This is a genomic window from Clostridium sp. AF23-6LB (assembly GCF_003461085.1).
In the GTDB taxonomy this organism is placed as follows: domain Bacteria; phylum Bacillota; class Clostridia; order Lachnospirales; family Lachnospiraceae; genus Coprococcus; species Coprococcus ammoniilyticus.
Window position 1 is genome coordinate 484087 of sequence record NZ_QTWK01000002.1, and the last position, 20599, is coordinate 504685.

At 41.5% G+C, this 20599-nt stretch carries 15 protein-coding genes and 1 riboswitch; of the genes, 7 read left to right on the forward strand and 8 right to left on the reverse strand.

Features of this window, described 5'->3' with window-relative positions; genetic code table 11:
* Positions 1-97: 97 nt before the first annotated feature.
* Positions 98-228, forward strand: a riboswitch (SAM riboswitch).
* Positions 229-376: 148 nt separating this feature from the next.
* A complete protein-coding gene (metK, locus tag DWY07_RS06610) occupies positions 377-1564 on the forward strand; it encodes a methionine adenosyltransferase (protein ID WP_117808553.1) in 1188 nt (395 codons plus the stop codon).
* Between the two features lie 325 nt (positions 1565-1889).
* Here metK and DWY07_RS06615 read toward each other — a convergent pair whose 3' ends face one another.
* The 6 genes from DWY07_RS06615 to DWY07_RS06640 form a co-directional block, all read right to left on the reverse strand.
* On the reverse strand, positions 1890-4070 hold the full coding sequence (locus DWY07_RS06615) for a cadherin-like beta sandwich domain-containing protein (RefSeq protein WP_117822526.1): 2181 nt from the start codon (positions 4068-4070) through the stop codon (positions 1890-1892).
* A gap of 34 nt (positions 4071-4104) precedes the next feature.
* Entirely contained in the window at positions 4105-6189 is a 2085-nt protein-coding gene (locus DWY07_RS06620) for a dockerin type I domain-containing protein (protein ID WP_117822527.1), read from the reverse strand.
* Between the two features lie 312 nt (positions 6190-6501).
* Positions 6502-7803 carry a UDP-N-acetylglucosamine 1-carboxyvinyltransferase gene (locus DWY07_RS06625; protein ID WP_021944022.1) on the reverse strand — a complete coding sequence of 434 codons (1302 nt, stop codon included), beginning with the start codon at positions 7801-7803 and terminating at the stop codon, positions 6502-6504.
* Between the two features lie 132 nt (positions 7804-7935).
* Entirely contained in the window at positions 7936-8349 is a 414-nt protein-coding gene (locus DWY07_RS06630; protein ID WP_008400467.1) for an aspartate carbamoyltransferase regulatory subunit, read from the reverse strand.
* A gap of 13 nt (positions 8350-8362) precedes the next feature.
* Positions 8363-9277 (reverse strand): aspartate carbamoyltransferase, encoded by a 915-nt coding sequence (gene pyrB / locus DWY07_RS06635; protein WP_117808555.1) that lies wholly within the window; start codon positions 9275-9277, stop codon positions 8363-8365.
* Positions 9278-9426: 149 nt separating this feature from the next.
* Positions 9427-10359 carry an ornithine carbamoyltransferase gene (locus DWY07_RS06640; protein ID WP_021944020.1) on the reverse strand — a complete coding sequence of 311 codons (933 nt, stop codon included), beginning with the start codon at positions 10357-10359 and terminating at the stop codon, positions 9427-9429.
* A gap of 366 nt (positions 10360-10725) precedes the next feature.
* On the opposite strand from DWY07_RS06640, the gene DWY07_RS06645 reads away from it, so the two are divergent.
* Entirely contained in the window at positions 10726-11304 is a 579-nt protein-coding gene (locus DWY07_RS06645; protein WP_117808556.1) for a DUF4234 domain-containing protein, read from the forward strand.
* 9 nt (positions 11305-11313) lie between these two features.
* The gene (locus DWY07_RS06650) at positions 11314-11691 is read left to right on the forward strand and encodes a DUF2752 domain-containing protein (RefSeq protein WP_117808557.1); all 378 of its coding nucleotides are present in this window, start codon (positions 11314-11316) and stop codon (positions 11689-11691) included.
* A gap of 90 nt (positions 11692-11781) precedes the next feature.
* Here the strand turns inward: DWY07_RS06650 and DWY07_RS06655 are convergent, their stop codons facing one another.
* The gene (locus tag DWY07_RS06655; protein WP_117808558.1) at positions 11782-12702 is read right to left on the reverse strand and encodes a DMT family transporter; all 921 of its coding nucleotides are present in this window, start codon (positions 12700-12702) and stop codon (positions 11782-11784) included.
* A gap of 311 nt (positions 12703-13013) precedes the next feature.
* On the opposite strand from DWY07_RS06655, the gene metG reads away from it, so the two are divergent.
* The 3 genes from metG (at position 13014) to DWY07_RS06670 (ending at position 18342) form a co-directional block, all read left to right on the forward strand.
* Positions 13014-15050, forward strand: coding sequence for a methionine--tRNA ligase (metG, locus tag DWY07_RS06660; protein ID WP_117808559.1), 2037 nt, complete (start codon positions 13014-13016; stop codon positions 15048-15050).
* Between the two features lie 366 nt (positions 15051-15416).
* Positions 15417-17234, forward strand: coding sequence for a glutamine--fructose-6-phosphate transaminase (isomerizing) (glmS, locus tag DWY07_RS06665; RefSeq protein ID WP_117822528.1), 1818 nt, complete (start codon positions 15417-15419; stop codon positions 17232-17234).
* A 43-nt stretch (positions 17235-17277) separates the two neighbouring features.
* A complete protein-coding gene (locus DWY07_RS06670) occupies positions 17278-18342 on the forward strand; it encodes a DUF6382 domain-containing protein (protein ID WP_173784002.1) in 1065 nt (354 codons plus the stop codon).
* A gap of 338 nt (positions 18343-18680) precedes the next feature.
* Here DWY07_RS06670 and DWY07_RS06675 read toward each other — a convergent pair whose 3' ends face one another.
* A complete protein-coding gene (locus DWY07_RS06675; protein WP_117808561.1) occupies positions 18681-19376 on the reverse strand; it encodes a hypothetical protein in 696 nt (231 codons plus the stop codon).
* A 267-nt stretch (positions 19377-19643) separates the two neighbouring features.
* On the opposite strand from DWY07_RS06675, the gene DWY07_RS06680 reads away from it, so the two are divergent.
* Positions 19644-20573: a hypothetical protein gene (locus DWY07_RS06680; protein WP_021944012.1), complete on the forward strand. Its 930-nt coding sequence runs from the start codon at positions 19644-19646 to the stop codon at positions 20571-20573.
* Positions 20574-20599: the final 26 nt, after the last annotated feature.

Here is a 20599-nt window from a genome sequence, read left to right on the forward strand (position 1 = left end):
ACAGAAATTACCTATTGACTTATGGAAATATATCAGTTAGAGTATAGCTGTTTCAGAACTGCATTGCAGTTTGAATACAAATAAATATTTATAAATGCTCTTATTCAGAATGGTGGAGTCATAAGGGACTATGAAGCCATGGCAACCCCGGAACAGGTGAAAGAAAGACCTGTATGGAAGGTGCCTTCCTGAGCGAGTCTGTGATATGCAGACGTCGAACAATGAGAGGTTTGATTTTATCAATCCGCTCAGAGCGGATTTTTCTTTTGCATAAAACCAGGTGGGGATAACTTATCTGAAAAAAGAAAAATCAAAAGCTATGTGAACGAATACGCATGGCAGTAACTATAGATAGTATTTATACAAGGAGGAAATGATGGAAAAATTATTATTCACATCAGAATCAGTAACAGAAGGTCATCCGGATAAAATCTGTGACCAGATTTCCGATGCAGTATTGGATGCATTGATGGAGCAGGATCCAATGAGCCGTGTTGCCTGCGAGACATCGATCACAACAGGTCTTGTACTTGTAATGGGTGAGATTACAACAAAAGCATATGTAGACATTCAGAAGATCGTTCGTGAGACGATCCGTGAGATTGGATACGACAGAGCAAAATACGGATTTGACTGTGATACCTGTGGTGTTATCACAGCAATTGATGAGCAGTCAGCAGATATTGCAATGGGTGTTGATAAGGCATTAGAAGCAAAAGAGCATCTGATGAGCGATGATGATATCGAAGCAATTGGCGCCGGAGATCAGGGTATGATGTTTGGATTTGCAACAAATGAAACACCGGAATATATGCCATATCCGATCGCACTTGCACATAAGCTTGCAAGAAAACTGACAGAAGTAAGAAAGAATGGAACACTTCCATATCTCAGACCAGACGGTAAGACTCAGGTAACAGTAGAGTATGATGAGAATGGAAAAGCAAAGAGACTCGATGCGGTAGTTCTCTCAACTCAGCATGGCGAGGAAGTATCACAGGAACAGATCCATGAAGATATCAAGAAGTATGTATTTGATCCGGTTCTTCCTGCTGATATGGTAGATGAAGATACCAAGTTCTTTATCAATCCAACCGGAAGATTCGTTATCGGCGGACCAAATGGTGACAGTGGACTTACAGGACGTAAGATCATCGTAGACACTTATGGTGGATATGCCCGTCACGGCGGCGGTGCTTTCTCAGGAAAGGATTGTACAAAGGTTGACCGTTCCGCAGCGTATGCAGCAAGATATGTAGCAAAGAACATTGTAGCGGCAGGACTTGCTGATAAATGTGAGATCCAGTTGTCTTATGCGATCGGTGTTGCCAGACCTACATCTATCATGGTAGACACATTCGGAACAGGAAAGGTATCCGATGAGAAGCTGGTTGAGATCATCCGTGAGCATTTTGATCTTCGCCCAGCCGGAATCATCAAGATGCTTGACCTCAGAAGACCAATCTACAAGCAGACAGCAGCATATGGACACTTCGGAAGAACTGACCTCGACCTTCCATGGGAGAGACTCGACAAAGTTGATATGTTGAAGGCATATTTATAAGAGGTATAGATAAAAAGCCTGTTGAGGGCTTGCAACTTTTGAATAAGGTTTATAATCACGTTTGCCTGCCTTTGTTTCACTCAATTTTATATGCACATGTCTCTGCCGCAATAAAAACTTTTGCGGCGACGACATGGCACAAAATTGAATGAAACTCAGTCGGCTGCACTATGGATTATGAAACCTTATTCAGATGCTGCAAACTCTCGACAGGCTTTTTTATATTTGCATAAAATAATGTACACAATGAACAGTTTTAATGTAACAAATAATATGCAAACTTGATTAGAAACCTTACTCAGAAAGTAACAGTTCTCGTCAGGTCTTATTTTTCTTCTTTACTATCCGGTACATTCTGCTTGATCGGCTTAAACTGCAAGGAGCCGGTGTTTTTCTTTGGCTCTTCGTGATTCACGATCGCTTCTGCCATATTGAATACCTCTGACAGGTCAGCCGTATTCATGGAAGAGTACTGAGCCGCCTTTTTGATGATTTTATCTGCCGGAGTTGCTTCTTTTTCTTCCTTTGCTTTTTTAGTTTCGCTGCTTAATCTGGTGGAAGTGACATCTTCAGCTTTTACGGATGGCTTAGCAGTAAGCTCTGTCATGCCATCTGTTACCGGAATGTCCGCAGGCTTTTGGTTGTTTGTATCATCGGCATTTTCTGCTGGCGTTTCGTCCAGAACAACAGCAGCGGCTATCGTATCTTCTGACTTTGTATCATTTGCAGAAGCAGTATCATCCGAGGTATTATCAGTATCGATACCTGTATCATTGCCTGTGTTGTGATCTGTGTTGTCTGGTGTATCATCGGCAGCATTATTGCTGGTATTGTCGGGAACGTTTTCGGCATCGCCGCTTGTATTGTTATCAGGACCATTGCCTGCGTTGTCAGCGGTATCGTTATCGGAATCATTGCCTGCATTGTCGTCGGTATCGTTATCGGAACCGTTGCTTGCATCACCATCAGGATCATCGTCAGGATCATCGTCAGGAAGTCCCTGCTTGATCACCCGGATCAGCATAATTCCGAGGATAATGATCAGGAAGAACATAACTACGATCACGATGATGCATATAGTGATAACCTTGTCCTTGTGCTGATCAAAGAAAGAACCATTGTTGGCATCTGTCGCAGAAGCAGTCGTGACTGCTTCTGTTGGAACTGCTGAAGCGACAAATCGGGTAAATGTTTTCTCAACGGTATCATAGTAGAACCATCCAGGTTCACCGTCCGGACTCATGGCATATACTACGAGGATCGTATCATCTTCATATTTGTGATAGGCGGTTACGGAATTTTTGTTAAACTTATAGGTGAAAGCCGTGTAACCCGACGGCACTGTAACGTCTTCGCCGGCTGTCAGAATGATAAAGCTTTTGTAAGCAGATGCAACATTGATAAATGGAACCGCAGATTTTGCGGTAGTATCAATGATATACCATGCTCCGTTTTTGCTGTCCTTATCTGTCAGATAAGCACATTTAACCAGTCCGTTTGGAGACTGATAGAGAATGATTTCGGTATCATTATATTTCTCTTTTATTTCGGCAAATCCTTCAGGAATAGTAAGCTTGCTGTAATCTTCTGTAAAATAATAATCTTTTCCATCAATCTGGATGATCGCTCTTGTATCTACCAGTTCTTCCACATTAACCGCAATGTCGTAGATATGATTATCGCCGGTTTCCGCAGTAACCTTGATAGAGATATGAGAGGTCTTTCCCGGTTCAAAATCTTCATTTCCGGTAATGGAAACGGATGATTTGCTGTCTTCCGGGATCGCATTGATCACAAGGCTTGTGGTATCTCCGGGAACGGTTGTCTCATAAGTATATGTATCTTTTGCAAATTCAGGCTTTAATTCACCTGGTGTGATCTGGATCGAAGACAGATAACAGTTATCAGACATTTCCTCTGTGGTATCTTCCGTTGTGTCCTCGGAAGAAGTGTCTGTCGTATCTTCTGTTGTAGATTCGGAAGAATTTGTTTCTGTTGTAGCCGGGGTGTCTGTTGTATTTGGTTCGCTGGTCGTTGCTTCTGTTGTACTGTTGCCGCCAGCGGCTGTTATTGTGATCGTAGCACCTGCATCTGATGCTCCGGCATGTTCTTCGCCCCATGTATAGACATCGGAGCTTCCCGTACTGACATAGGCAGATCCTGTATTTATAGCAGAAAATGTAAAGCTGTTGGAAGCAGAAGTAATATTTCCATCGCCATATCCGGCACAGGATACGGTTCCACCTCCGCCATAGCCATCGCCGGACTGATATTCCAGTAAGGAGGAATCATAGGACAGACAATAGCTGTAAGCGCCCAGTGCTTCAGAACAACTGATCGATACGGTTACTGTAACCGAACCACCCTTTTGAATGGATGAGGATGAAAGCGAGATCGAGAACTGGGTAGATGCTGCATAGGAGTGTATGCTGTTTCCGTATACCAGACAGCTTAATCCCAGAACCAAGATCATACATAATGCTGCTAATTTTTTTCTTGTTTTCATTTTATATATCTCCTGTATTTTATCATCTATTCATTTACTGCTGCATGATCTGTGCTGCGCCCATCAGATATTTCTGGACTTTTAACAGATCGAGAGCAGATAACATACCACTTCGTTTGATATTTGCGGCTTTCAGGTATGGATCCTTTAAGGTAGAAGCACCGATAATATGCTTCTGTATCTTTAACAGATCCAGTGCATTGATAATTCCGTCACCATTTACATCACCGAAAATAATAACGGTATAGGTGCTGGTATTGCCCGAAACAGTTATTTTTACAATGTCACCGGTACCGATACGGTCGGATGTCTTTTCTTCACCGGATGAAGTCCTTACACTGACAGTTCCGTTTGTACATCCAAGATTGGAGACAAATGCAGATACGGTGGTTGATACTGCTACGCCGGTTATGGTTCCGTCGGATACAGTATAGTTACCGTCAAATTCAGGATCTGAGCCGGAATTACCGGAAGATTTACCACGGACGATCGTTAATGTATAAGTACGTTTTGCGCCGCTTTGGGCTTTTACCGTAATTTTTACTGTATTCGTACCCTTTGACAGACTGACTTTTCCTGTTCCGGATACGGAAGCGTTTTTGTTGACCGGACTTGCAGAAATCGTAACAGAACTTGTTTTCTCTGATACGATCAGGGAATACTTGGTTGTTGTATTGACTGCAAATGTTGGTGTCAGGGAATAGTTATCAATACTCAGTGATTTGAGATAGTTGTTTGGATTGCCGCTGTCTGCCGGTTTGCTGACCATGGTATCCGGCATATTTTTGTATACCGGGATACAGAATGTGATTGAATTGTTCAGTGTGCCTGCACCACTGTAGGCATCGTATACCTTAGAGGCTTCAGAGGAAACTGCCTGCACATTAGTCATATACTGATGGGAGTATAAGGCAGAGGTATTTGTGACATTGAATTTCTGTGTATACAAAGTATTCTGCTTCTGCAGAATGTAATTATTTCCAATGTATTGAGCACCGCCATAGATGGATTTGTATACGGTGTTCCATGGTCTTCCGTAGGTAGAACCGGAGGATGCCCATTTAAGTGCATTTGTAACGGCGTTTCCGGTTACGCTGTCGAAACCGCCGATGTTATAGAAATTATAGATCCCCGGATATACGGAATGCTTTCCATTTGTGGCAGAACTGAGTGATGAGCCAACCTCCTGTTTGATTCGGGAGGCAATGTGGTATGGGCTGACACCGACTGCCTTTCCGGCTTTGATGATCAGTTCGGAATATGTACTGTTGGAACCGGATGGCTTGGATTTGTACATAAAGGTTCCGTTCAAAATGGATTCCACGCCGGATTTGGACTGAGAATCTTCATAAGAGAGATTCTCAAATGCAAATACGAACCGTTCATACAGATAAACACGGGGATCCAGATAATAGGAGACCAGTTTATCCGATGCGGCATACCAGCAGTTACCATCAAAGGATGCCCATGTATCGGTTTTGATGTTGTAACCGATCGTCGTGGAACGCCAGTTGTAGCGTGGATAACTGCTGGTTCCCTGAACAAGATTTTTGATCTGACCGGATTTGTTTCGTTCATTATCTACAAGATCATCCCAGTCGATTCCTGTCTGGACAGCTTTAAAAGTCCAGGATGGATGAGCCTCATGCAGTTCCCGGAGCTGTGCCTTATAGCTTTCCGGAAATCCCTGATCATTCATATAGGATTCAAAATCTTTGTCGGATTTTTTCCCTGAGGATTCTGTCGTTGCTGTTGTATTGTTTTTATCAGAAGAGTCTGTTTTGTCGATAGTGACATATGAAGCGGATACGTAGCCGGTATAGGTTGTCTTGTTATAAACAAGGGATACTTTATACCAGGAGCTGTTTGAGGTGTTCAGGATTGTAAGCTTGTGACCCCCATTTAACATAATGTTACTGCCGTGATCCGTTACAGGATTGCCGCCGGGGGCATCACGGAAATAAACATTCGTTACTCCATCTTTGATATGACCGGATTTTCCTGCGGCATCAGAAAGTCCGCTGTTCATGAAAAGACAGACCACAAGACAGCAGATAAGTGCTGCGATCGCCAGTATGGCGGATCGGTATGGTCTGTTACTTAGCCGTTTGTTATTCATATGATGCTCTCCTTTGTATATAAATGCACGATTCGATTTTTGTGATAAAAATATATAAACCTAAAAAATACAATACTGATTTTAGTTTACCATAATCTCAGAAAAAACAAACCCCTTTTTCGTCAAAAAATTAGTGATTTCACAGAAAAAATTGGATGTGCGTACAATATAGAACATATAGGTTGGAATAGAAAATAGGACAGCGGGACAGGCCAAAAATATTTGGTTGCGAAAATGTGATTGTTGATTTGAAAATAAAAAGAGATGCTGACCGATATAGTGGAGCAGGCATCTCTTTTTTCATGTGTATATTTATCCGATTTTTAATTTAAATTTCTGAATATCTTTGTCAGTATCAACTTTTTCGATCTTTCCGCCCAGACCACGGATCTTTTCATCAAATTTCTCATATCCACGCTGGATATACTTAATATCTGATATAACGGAAAAATCATCTGCAACTAATGCAGCAATCACAAGAGCAGCACCGGCACGAAGATCCGGAGCAGCTACATTTGCACCAGAGAAGGATTCTACACCATCAATGATAGCGGTATTGCCTTCTACCCGGATGTGAGCGCCCATTCTGGCAAGCTCGGCAACATATTTGAATCGATTCTCAAATATGCTTTCTGTTACAATACTGGTTCCGTTTGAAAGTGCCAGTGTTACAGCCATCTGCGGCTGCATATCCGTTGGAAATCCCGGATAAGGAAGTGTTTTGATATTGGTTGGTTTCAAACGTTTATCAGACATAACCCTTACAGAGTCATCATATTCAATTACATGAGCACCGATCTCGTTCAACTTGGAGGTGATAGCTTCCAGATGTTTTGGAATTACATTCTTGATCAGTATATCACCTTTTGTTGCAGCAGCGGCTACCATAAATGTACCGGCTTCGATCTGATCCGGAATGATGGAATAAGTAGTACCATGAAGTTCTTTAACACCACGGATACGGATGACATCAGTTCCTGCACCTTTGATATTTGCGCCCATACTGTTTAAGAAGTTGGCAACATCGACAATATGTGGTTCTTTTGCTGCGTTTTCAATGGTGGTTTTACCTTCAGCGAGAACTGCAGCCATCATAATATTGATCGTTGCACCAACGGATGCAACATCCATATAAATATGGCTTCCAATCAGTTCTTCGGCATAAGTGGAGATGGTTCCATTTGTAATATCAACCTGTGCACCAAGTGCTTCAAATCCTTTTATATGAAGATTGATCGGTCTTGCACCAATATCACAGCCACCAGGTAATGCAACCTGAGAGTGCTTGTATTTTCCAAGTAATGCACCTAACAGATAGTAAGATGCACGAATCTTACGGATGAATTCATCATCTACGCACAGATCACTGTTTGGATTGATAGCGGCGCCACAGATGGATACGGTATGTTCGTCTATGTAGCGTACTGTCGCACCAATACCCTGAATTGCCTGAAGAAGGACACGGGTATCTCTTACATTTGGTACATTTTCTATTATAACTTCCTGATCGGTCATTACAGCAGCAGCAAGGATTCCGAGAGCTGCGTTCTTTGCACCTGCAATAGTTACCTCTCCTTCAAGAGGCTGACCGCCTTTGATCACATATTGTTCCATATTGCACCTCTAAATATTTATAAACATATTTAAAAAGTCCGGTTAAAATTTCTGTCGTTTTTTCGATACTTTACCGCACAGATAACTTCTAGATTATAGCATATTTTTGCGAAAAGTAAATAGCAAGTAAAATTATTTATCTGCTTCGCAGTAAATACAACGATAAATCCGGTGTGCTCTGTCTGTAAGCTTAAAGATATGCTGGATTCCCTGTTCGGTTGAGGTTATACAGCGCGGATTGGTACATTTCTTGATACCTACCAGACGTTCCGGAAGCTCAATATTTTTCTTTTCCACCAGTTTTCCGTCACGGATAATATTAACGGAGATATCCGGATCGATATATCCAAGGACATCAAGGTTGATGTCGATATCCTGATCTATCTTTAAGATATCCTTTTTACCCATTTTCTGGCTTTTGACATTTTTGATAATTGCTACGGAGCAGTCCAGCTTGTCGAGATGCAGGTCATTATAGATCTGGAGTGCCTTGCCTGCAGCAATGTGATCAAGTACGATACCATTTTGAATACTGTCTATGTTCATCTGTTTGTACCTCCTATGCTAAACCAAGCAGTGTGGCAATTAATGCCATACGGACATATTTACCATTTAATACCTGACGGAAATAACATGCTCTTGGATCGTCATCCACTTCAACAGCAATCTCATTTACCCGTGGCAGCGGATGCAGGACACACATGTCCGGACGGGCAAGTGCCATCTTACTGTTATCCAGTATGTAGGTATCCTTTAATCGTATGTAGTCTGCTTCGTTGAAGAAACGTTCTCTCTGTACTCTTGTCATATAGAGGATATCCAGTTCTCCGATCACATCCTCCATAGATGAAACTTCCTTATAAGGTATATTATTCTTCTCGATCACTTCTGTGCGGATATAATCAGGAATTTTTAATTCATCCGGTGAAATAAGCACAAAACTGATATTTTCATAACGGGACATTGCTTTGATCAGAGAATGAACGGTACGTCCAAACATCAGATCTCCGCAGAAGCCGATCACAAGGTTGTCCAGTCTTCCTTTTTCACGTTTGATCGTTAAAAGATCAGCCAGTGTCTGTGTTGGGTGGTTATGTCCACCGTCACCTGCATTAATGATCGGTACATCGGATTTCATGGATGCAAGCATCGGAGCACCTTCCTTAAAATGGCGCATGGCTATGATATCTGCATAACAGCTTACAACCTTTACTGTGTCACCAACGCTTTCACCCTTAGATGAGGATGATGAACTGGCAGAAGAAAAACCAAGTACATTACCACCTAATTCCATCATGGCGGCTTCAAAACTTAAACGAGTTCTTGTACTTGGTTCAAAAAATAAAGTAGCGAGCTTTTTGCCTTTGCATAACTCACTGTATTTTTCTTTATGATCAATAATATCCTGAGCAAGATTTAAAATGTGATCGAGCTCTTCCAAACTTAAATCCATTGGGTCTATCAGATGTTTCATGGCGGCCTCCTTACAAATTTGCTATCCCCGATTATAGCACCTGCCTGAATGCCATGCAACCGGTTTTTCCGGTAAAACCATGGAATGTAAATAACCGCCGGGGGGCATACTGTTATATCGCCACAGGCGGTTATCAACATTCCATGGTTTTATGAATTTAAGAGTGTGTACATTACGGCCTTTTCAGCATGACGACGGTTTTCTGCCTCGTCTAGGATGTGATCGAGGTTCTTATCTACGACATCCTGAGAGATTTCGAAGCCGACATGCATTGGCATATCGTGGAATACGATCGCTTTGCTGTCTTTTGTGAAGTCGCCGTTTAACTGGTAAGGCATCATCTTTGCAAGGGTTTCTTCCTTCTGCTTTTGGTAAGCAGGATTGTTGAAGAATTCCATATCTACCCATGTATCTGTGTAGAGGACATCCATCTTATTTGCATATTCCTTTGCTTCTTCCATGGACATGGCAGGATCAAGCTCGATATAATGGCCGCTTTTCTTTGCTTCTTCATAGAAATCAGGACCACAGGCTGTCTCATTTACAAGTGGAGTCAGTCCGTATAACGTACCCTTCTTCATCTTGGAGAAGAATTCAACATGGGAGTTAAATACATTGTTCTTTGCACCGATGTACATCAGATTGACATCCAGAGTTCCAAACTTCTCAAGGATCGTGAGGGCATCTGCAAGGATCTGGCATGGATGGTAGGAATTATCACAGCCGTTGATAAATGGAACCGTAGCATTCTTGCCAAATAATTCAACAGTTTCATTTTTGATCAGACGTGCCATGATGATATCAACATTACGGCAGACATATTTGATCTCGGAAACAGGCTCGCCGAGTACAAAGTTGGAGTCCTTCCATAACTGGTTGTAGTAGGTACCACCTAACTCGGTAATGCCGGTTGCAAATGAAAGAAAGGTTCTAGTTGATGTCTTTTCAAATAAAGTATAAAGTTTCTTTCCTTTTAAGGATTCGCTGTACTTCTCCGGATTCTTCTTCATATCCAGAGCAAGGTTCAGGATATCCATCAGCTCATCTGCTGTGAATTCCTTGAAGTTTAACATGTTTTTCATAACTGACACCTCTTCTTTAAAATAGTATGTATCCGTCACTGCTTCGCATATATGCATAAATTATACAGAAAAATTGCATATATTCATATAACATAAAATAGAGAAGCAGGGCATATTTATAATATTGTTATTGAAATAATAACGGAAAAACAAATTGTATCACGATATGTATTTTTTTTCAATTTTTTTGTATTTATTTTGCAAACATACAGGACGATAACAGATAGATACTGGTACATTATGCATAAATATAGCAGAATAAGCAATATTTTGGTACAGACTTCATTGACAGCAGTTTATAAATATTTTATACTTTTTATTATATGAAATCAGAGATGCGGAAGGAGCATCGGCAAGGAGGAAAGTATGAAACAAAGAAGTATTGGTATGTGTATCTTATTGACGATCGTTACCTGTGGTATTTATGGACTTTACTGGTTTGTATGTATTACAGACGATACAAATGAGATGTCGGGTGAGAATGAACTGGCAGGTGGCGGAATGGCACTGCTGCTTACACTTGTTACCTGTGGTATTTATGGATGGTACTGGGCTTACAAGATGGGTGAAAAGGTCGATATCATTAAGAGCAGAGGCGGTATGCCATCCAGCAACAGCGGTATCCTGTTTGTAGTTCTTCAGTTATTTGGACTTGGAATTATCGACTACGCACTGGCACAGGATGCGATTAATAAGTACAGCGGCACGAACGGATATGGCCAGCCATATAATGGTGGATATCAGAACCAGCAGTATAACGGCTATAATCAGAACCAGCAGTACGGCGGTTACAACCAGAATCAGCAGCCATATAACGGCGGATACAACCAGAATCAGCAGTATGGTGGCTATGATCAGAGCCAGCAGTATGGTGGTTACAACCAGAGCGGCAATAATCCATACAGCAATGGAAATGATAATAACAACCCATATAACGGACAGTAAGAAACATATATGGAAGAAAAGAAAAATCGTGTCCGAAAGATTATATATCGGGATAGCATTATTCTTTTAGCAGGAATCCTGTATGCGGTATTTGTCAGACTGACCGGTCTGGCAGTACCCTGCATATTCCGGACACTGACCGGATGGCAGTGCCCCGGTTGTGGGATAACCAGAGCATGCCTGTCTTTATTAAAAGGAGAGATACGGACATCCTTTTCCTATAATCCGTTTTTGTACATTGCAGGACCATGTATCATATATCTGATAGTCAGGGGAGATTTGAACTACATAAAAGGAGACGCATATCGGCTGGGTTCAGCGGACACGGTTTTAATCTATATACTGATCATGGCGGCGCTGATATTCGGCGTTGTGAGAAATTTATAAAAAAATTTATAAAATACCATCTTTTATTTGACAGAACATAGCATTATAAAAGTTTTAGTGTAAGGTTTTGTTGAATGAAAGATGGTATTTTTATACGGCTTTTTCTTTATTTGCAAGGATGATGCCGGCACAGACAAGAACAAGTGCGACCAGACAGCGGATGTTTAAGGCAGATGTTTCATGCAGAAGCAGAGCTGATAACAGTACGCCAAAGACCGGATTCGAGAAGCCGTAGACGGCGATCCGGGATACCGGGTTGTGCGCTAACAGCAGACTCCATAATGTATAGGCGCAGGCCGAGATGAACGCCATATAGAGCAGAAGCAGGACAGCAGGAGCGGAGTCTCCTGCGATATGTCCGCCTCCGGCAAGTCCGCAAAGGATCATCACGAAGCCGCCGACAAAGAACTGCCAGCCGCTGAGCAGAACCGGATTCTCCTTATCGGAAAAATATTTGATGATAACTGAAGAGAAAGCATAAGCCACTGTTGATAACAGGATGAAGCCTTCTCCGGTGAGAGAGAAATGCGCGTCTACACCATTTCCCAGATTGATGATAACAACTCCGATAAATCCAATCAGACATCCAAGCATCTTTTTGGATGTAACCTTTTCCATTTTAAATAACAGACCCGATACAAGAATCGCCAGAAAGACGTTTGTCGCTTCAATGATCGCTGCCTTGCTTCCGGTCGTATTTGCCAAACCGATGTAAAAGAAGACGTATTGCAGGATAGTCTGGAACAATGACAGGATAAAGATACGTTTGACCGTTGTCCTGTTATGTGGGATCAAAGGCTTTTTATATATGAAGCTGCAGATAAGGATAACCATAAGTCCGGCGAGCAGAAAACGGATGCCGGCGAACAGAATCTGGGATGCGGTATCATTTCCGCCGATTGAAAACATCCGGTAGCCGATCTTGATGCAGGGAAAGGCGCTTCCCCATAAGGCACAGCAGATGAGTGCAAGTGTGATAACAACAGGTGTTTTCGTTAAAAAATTTTTCATGACAGAATAACCTCAATAATAAAAGTATAATTTTAAACAGTAACAGATGACGGCAGATCCACAGATGTGTCGTGCGGTATTACATGATCGCACTGTTCGGACATACTATAGCATAAAAGAAATCCGAAAAAAAAGACATAATTTTATTTAGAGATGAAGGTTGCAAAAACTGTATAAAAACAAATGGAATCTGTTGACAATTTGCACAAAAAAGGCATATAATTTTTGTTATCTGAGCACATAAGATTGCCAGAAAAAATAGCGCAGACATTTCATTCGTGTTTGTAGTTTTATCAAGGAGGGTTTTTGAAATGGCAAAAAAACCGTATTATATTACAACCGCCATTGCATATGCATCAGGTAAACCTCATATAGGCAACACCTACGAGATTGTGTTGGCTGACAGCATTGCAAGGTACAAGAGATTCGCAGGATATGATGTAAGATTCCAGACCGGAACCGATGAACATGGTCAGAAGATCGAGAATAAGGCTTTTGAGAACATGCAGACTCCAAAGGAATTCGTTGACGAGATTTCAGGCGAGATTAAGAATATCTGGGATCTGATGAACACATCTTACGACAAATTTATCAGAACAACAGATGCAGACCATGAGAGACAGGTTCAGAAGATTTTTAAGAAGCTGTACGATCAGGGTGACATATATAAGGGAGAATATGTAGGAAAATATTGTACTCCATGTGAATCCTTCTTTACAGATTCACAGCTTGTAGACGGCAAATGTCCGGACTGCGGAAGACCGGTACAGGAAGCAAAAGAGGAAGCATATTTCTTCAAACTCAGCAAATATCAGGACAGACTGATGAAGCACATTGAGCAGAATCCTGATTTTATTCAGCCGGAGTCCAGAAAGAACGAGATGATCAATAACTTCATCAAGCCGGGACTTCAGGATCTGTGCGTATCCAGAACATCCTTTAAATGGGGTATCCCGGTTGATTTTGATGACAAGCATGTTATCTATGTATGGATCGATGCATTATCAAACTATATTACAGGTCTTGGATACGATGTAGACGGTAATAACGATGAATTATATAAAAAATACTGGCCTGCTGACTTACATCTGATCGGAAAAGATATCTTAAGATTCCATACGATCTACTGGCCGATCATGCTGATGGCGCTTGGAGTACCGCTTCCAAAGCAGATCTTCGGACATCCATGGCTGATCCAGAATGACGGTAAGATGAGTAAGTCCAAGGGAAATGTAATGTATGCAGATGATATGGTCCGCCTGTTTGGTGTGGATGCAGTCCGTTTCTTCGTTCTGCATGAGATGCCGTTTGAGAATGACGGAATCATTTCATGGGAGCTGGTTGTAGAAAGAATCAATTCCGAGCTTGCAAACACACTTGGAAATCTGGTAAATCGTACGATCTCTATGTCAAACAAATACTTTGGCGGCGTAGTTACGAATACCGGAGTAATAGAAGAAGTAGATGAAGATCTGAAGAATGTCGTATTAAACTGCCGTATCAAGGTCGCAGAATGCATGGATAAGTTAAAGGTTGCAGATGCAATCTCAGAGATCTTCACCTTATTCAAGAGATGCAACAAATATATCGACGAGACCATGCCTTGGGCACTTGCAAAAGATGAAACAAAGCAGGATCGTCTGAATACCGTATTATATAATCTGGTTGAGAGCATCGTGATCGGTGCGTCCCTTCTGGAGCCATATATGCCGGATACCTCTGTTAAGATCCTGAACCAGTTAAATGCTGCAAAGAGAAAGGTAACAGAGCTTGGAAGATTCGGACTTTATCCATCCGGAAACAAGGTAACAGAAACTCCTGAGATCCTGTTCGCAAGACTGGACGTAAAGGAAGTTATGGCAGAAGTTGCCAAGTTTGCACCTCCGGTAGAAGAAACTATCTACGAGAAAGCAAAGAAGCAGAAGGAAGAAAAAGAGAATTCCGAAGAAAAGAAGAAAATGAAACAGGCAGAAGCTAAGGTCGCTGCACTTAACAATGATCCGTCTGTTCTGAATAAACAGCAGATCACGATCGAAGAATTTGAGAAGATGCAGTTGATGATCGGCGAGATCATTGCATGTGAGGAAGTACAGAATTCCAGAAAACTTTTATGTTCTCAGGTTAAATTCGGTGAGAACAATGTGAAACAGATCGTATCGGGAATTAAAGGCTCCTATTCACCGGAAGAAATGGTTGGAAAGCGCGTTGTTGCGATCGTAAACCTGAAGCCATGCAAGCTTGCAGGAGTTGTATCAGAAGGTATGCTGCTGTGTGCAGAGGATGCAGAGGGCAATCTGTCCCTTCTTACAACCGAGAAGAATCTGCCAGGTGGTTCATTCATCAGCTAATTAATAGAAAACGCAGCCCTACAGATATGAAGTCGTTGATTTATTGGGTGGTCTATGATAAAATTTTAATGTCTGCTTATAGTATGGAGGAAAGCAGATTTTGAAAGATTTAGAAATCTTAGCGCCATGTCCCTTTGGATCAACGACGAAAAGGGTGACGAGGATAGAGGTTATCGAAAATTCGGCGGATGCCTCTACGCAGAGTCCGGATGCGCACATGCATGCCAAATATGGAAGAGATTCCAAAACAAAGCAGCATGACCGGATAATTTGATGATGCAGTAAAATATCTGGCGGACGATAAAGACAGATATACGAACAGAAAAAGAAATATGCATCATAAGCCGAAAGGAGATAATTGAATATATGTGTGGAATCATAGGTTTTACAGGCAGAAAGCCGGCGAAGGATATCCTGATCGATGGACTGGAGCGGTTAGAGTACAGAGGCTATGACAGTGCGGGTATTGCACTTTTAAATGACGATGATACATTAACGATCCGGAAGAAGGCAGGAAGAGTCAGCGAACTCAGGGAACTGTGTAAGGATGGAGATTATTCATCGACTTGCGGTATCGGACATACAAGATGGGCAACACATGGTGGAGTTACAGATGCGAATGCGCATCCGCACAGATGTGGAAATGTTGCTCTTATCCACAATGGTATCATTGAGAATTACAGTGACATCATAAGAGAGTATGGACTGGCAGATAAGCTTGTATCAGAAACAGATTCTGAAGTTGTGGCAGCCCTGCTGGATACTTTGTATGATGGTGATCCGATCGCAGCGATTCGGAAGGCGGTTAAGATAATTGCGGGTTCATTTGCGCTTTGCATTATGTTTGCAGACAGACCTGGAATCATATATGCAGTAAGAAATGTCAGCCCGATGGTAGCAGCACACAGCGAAGAAGGATCTATCATTGCGTCAGACCTGACAGCGATCATTTCATTCTCAAAAGATTATTTTGTTGTGCCGGAATATCATATCCTTACAATGACACAGGAAGGAATCCGGGTTGAGGATCTGAAAGGCAATGAAGTAAAACCACAGATGTTAGAGATTACATGGGATATTACAGCCGCTCAGAAAGGTGGATTTCCACATTTCATGTTAAAAGAGATTTATGAGCAGCCGGAATCCCTGAGAAATACGATCACACCAAGAATTGTGAATTCACTCCCTGATTTTACAGAAGACGGGATTGATGATGAAGTATTTAAAAATTGTGAAAATATCACAGTCATTGCATGCGGAACTGCTATGCATGCCGGAATCGTAGGAAAAGCAATGATCGAATCAGAGCTTCGTATACCGGTAAATGTGGAGATCGCATCAGAATTCCGTTATAAAGAACCACTGATCAATGAGAAGACATTGGTTATCGTAACTTCCCAGTCGGGAGAGACAATTGACACATTGGAAGCAATGCGTCTGGCAAAAAGATGTGGTTCCAAGGTTATTTCGATCGTAAATGTAAAAGGGTCTACGATCGCAAGAGAAAGTGATTATGTGTTATATACACATGCCGGACCGGAGATTGCAGTTGCAAGTACAAAGGCATATTCGGTTCAGATGGCGGCAATGTATTTAATCGGCTGCAGGCTTGGACTTGTAAAAGGAATTTATTCAGAAGAGCAGGCAAAGAAATTTATCAGCAAACTGTTGGGAACAATTCCGGTAATAGAAGAAACCCTGCTTCAGGCAGATGAAGTCAAGACTGTTGCTAATTATATAAAGATGGCTCCGGATGCATTCTTTATCGGAAGGGGAATGGATTATACTCTTTCACTGGAGGGGGCTCTGAAGTTGAAGGAGATATCCTATGTTCATGCGGAGGCTTACGCAGCAGGTGAATTAAAACATGGTACGATCGCTCTGATCACAGAGAATGTACCGGTTATCGCGTTAGCGACACAGCCGGCTGTATACGAGAAGATGGTTTCAAATATAAGGGAAGTAAAAGCCAGGGGAGCATATGTTATTCTAATTAGTATGGGTGACGAAGTTACTGACACCCAGATATGTGATAAGCATATAAGAATACCTAAGCAGGATAGTTTATTTACTGTATTTGCAGCGGCTGTTATTTTGCAGTTGATCGCATATTATACATCAGATGCAAAAGGGCTGGATGTAGATAAACCGCGTAATCTTGCCAAGTCTGTTACTGTAGAGTAAATGGGACTTGAGTGGCTGGAGAATAATTGCGGAGGGTGTTATTATGAGCACAGAGAAGACATATTTGTGCGATGAGTACAAATTATATTTTAAGATTGAAGATGATGTCCAGATCCTTCATAATGAAGTCGAGCTGTACAATACATCATTTGTAGGAAACAACAGCTTTTGCCATGAAGAGTATATTGACGGACAGAGAGCGCTTACATATTCGATTCCGGCCATGATTACGATGAATCAGTTTATTACAAAGAAGATTCACAGGGACGAACTGGTGGATATTATGTTCAGCATAGCTGACCAGTTGATGTACCTGAAGGCGAATGATATGCCACTCGGTAAGGTTATCCTGAATATTGGATACATGTATCTGAATCTGGAAGATATGAGTGTTCAGCTTGTATTCCTTCCAATCGATAAACCGATGGAAAAATGCAATATGGAGAAGTTTGTCAGAGATCTGGTAAACAAGCTTGACTTTGCGAATAAGAAAGCTTCAGACTGTGGATATGAACTGATCAAATTCTTTGATCATAATCCATCTTTCTATCTGTCAGAGTTCTACAAGATGATCACAGATATGAAGAACGACAACAATGTTCATCCGGAGGATGAGCAGCATTTCATTGTCAGACCGCAGAAAGCAGAGGCAATAGAAGATACGGAAGTTCCATTACAGACAACCGTTGTATCAATTCCAAGTTTTAAACTGGCAAAGGAAGTTAAGGATTATTCCGGTAATGATATCGGATTTGATGATGATTCAGACATTACATCAACGACTGTTTTGACGAATGCATCCAAGAGCAAACCGGGTCCTGTTATCGTAAGAACCAGAACCGGTGAGCGGATTAAGATCGACAAACCGATCTTCTGTATCGGTAAGTCTGCACAGGGTGTTGATTATCAGGTAACAGACAACAATTCTGTCAGCCGTCGTCATGCATATATCATCAACGTCAATGGTGTTTATTATCTGCGTGATAACAAATCAACCAACCACACCTATCTTGGTGGCAAGATCATCAACAGCGGTACAGACATGATGCTGATCGATGGCAGCAAATTCAAACTTGCAAACGAGGAATTCACATTCCGCGAGAAATAAACCAAAAGGCTTCGTCCTGTTTCTGACAGACGAAGCCTTTTCATATAACTATTCTGTAAGTATTTTATCAATAGGCAGAAAGACAACAGCGTGTAGTATGTATAGATAGAAAAAAGAACAATATCTTTCATGTAGCAGACCTTTTTACTCTGTATAACTTCGAACTAACCTCGGCGAGCCTCGCTAAGGTCTCAGTTACGAACGTCGGTCCTTAACGAACCACCGTTAGGTGGGAGTTTAGTACCGCTACGTGAGAAATAGAACGAGAGTGTTCTGCGTAGTGAAAGGGTATTGTTCTTTTTTTAGATGAAAAATTGGTGCTGTTGTCTTTCGCCCGTTTATTCCTTGGAAGTGTCGGCTTCCGTAGCGTCAGCGGTCTCAGTGGCGATCATTGCCTGGTCGATCTCCTTCAGACTGTCGGATGAGATGCTGTAGTATTCACCGTCATCGTTGATAAGTGCCTTGATGACTACAGGATCCTTGTACTGTGGTTTTTCGGTATGAGAAGAAAGGATCGATGCAATACCGTTTGCAAACTTTTTATCATATTCCTCTTTCTTAACGTCATTATAGACACCGTCGTCTACGTCTTTATTAAAGGCTTCAATATAAGCAATAATTTCATCGTAGGACTGGTCAAGGATTGCCAGTGGATATATGGTTACATCCACATAGTAGTCCCCGTTTTCTTTATAGCTTTCCGATACTTCATATCGTGCATCATTGTAAATAGCGGCAGCAACAGTGGTAAAAGTCTGGTTTACTTCAACAGACTGGTTGGTATTCAGATTATAATGTGTGATCAATTGGTTTGCGAGATTGGAAAGGCAGTCCTGATACAGTGCAAGTGCATCGGTTTCATTTCCTTTATTCTGTTTCACATAATTGGTGTAATCACCTTTATAATTAACATCGAGAAGATTTTTTACATACGATTGGTATGCGGTAACTTTTTTCTGACCACAGCCGGTAAAAGCAAAAAGACAGATCAGGATCATAAATGCAGTGGTCAGGCATTTTCTTGTGTGTTTCATAGTAATAAAAATTCCTCCTAACAGTTCGGTTTGATTTCCTTGTCCAATATAGCACAAAATATGTGCTTTGTAACTAAATTAAGAAAAAATAATTGTGCAAAACTATAAGGGTGTGTTATAATCATTTCAATTAGTGCTTACAGAAAATGAGCATCTGTACTGGAATGCATAAGTATAACACACAGAAATAGACGACGATGGCAGGCGCAATGATCGCCCTGACGACAGGAAGATGCTTAAATAATAGATTATTTTGGAGGGATCATCGTGGCAAAAGACAATAATTTTGATGAGGAAGAAGTAAAGACAGAAGCATCATTTAAGACAGTAACATTTGGTGGATATGATAAGAATTCAGTTGATTATTATATTGAAGAGTTAAAGGCTGATCATGAAAAGGAAGTCAATGAGTTAAAGGCAAATGTAAACAAGCTCAGCGAAGCCGTATTAAGCCTTAAGACTATGAGAGAAGTAAATCTGACAGAGTCAAATAAGACAATTGATGGCTTAAAAGCAAAGAATGCAGAATATGAAAGCGAGATTGAATCTCTGAAGGAGCAGGTAAACGCTTATAAGCAGAAGGAATTCGAATCCGCAGGAAGATATGAATCCATTTCAAGAACACTCTTAGAGGCAAGAGAGAGCGCAGATGCGCTGATCGCCCAGACGAATAAAGAGTGTGAGGCACAGCATGCAGAGATGACTGCAAAGTGTGAAGCAATGGAGAAGGATACAACCGATCGTTGCAATGCACTTGAGACAGAGACAAATGCAAAGTGTAAGCAGATGTATGATGAGACGGAAGCAACTTGCGCAAGTCTGAAGGAACAGGCTTACAACGACAGCGAGCGTACAAGAAATAAAGCACATGAAGCTGCAGAAGCTTTAAGTGCAAAGACAGATTATGAGTGCAGAACCCAGAAGGAAAATGCACAGAAGGAAGCAGAAGCTATTACAAACAAAGCGACCAGCGAAGCATACGTTCTCAGAAAGAATGTAAAGAAGGAATGTGATGCAGTCAGCAAATATATGGGAGAACTTCTGGCTGCCTTAGATGGTGTTGTAGATGCATGTTGTGTAACAAAGGATATTGCAGATAAGGCATTTACAGGTCTGAAGAGTGAAGCAACTTCAATGGTGTCATCCGAGGATGATAAAGAAGCTGCCGGAACGGAAGACGACAAAACAGAGGAATAATATTAACAGCGATATTTAGCATACAT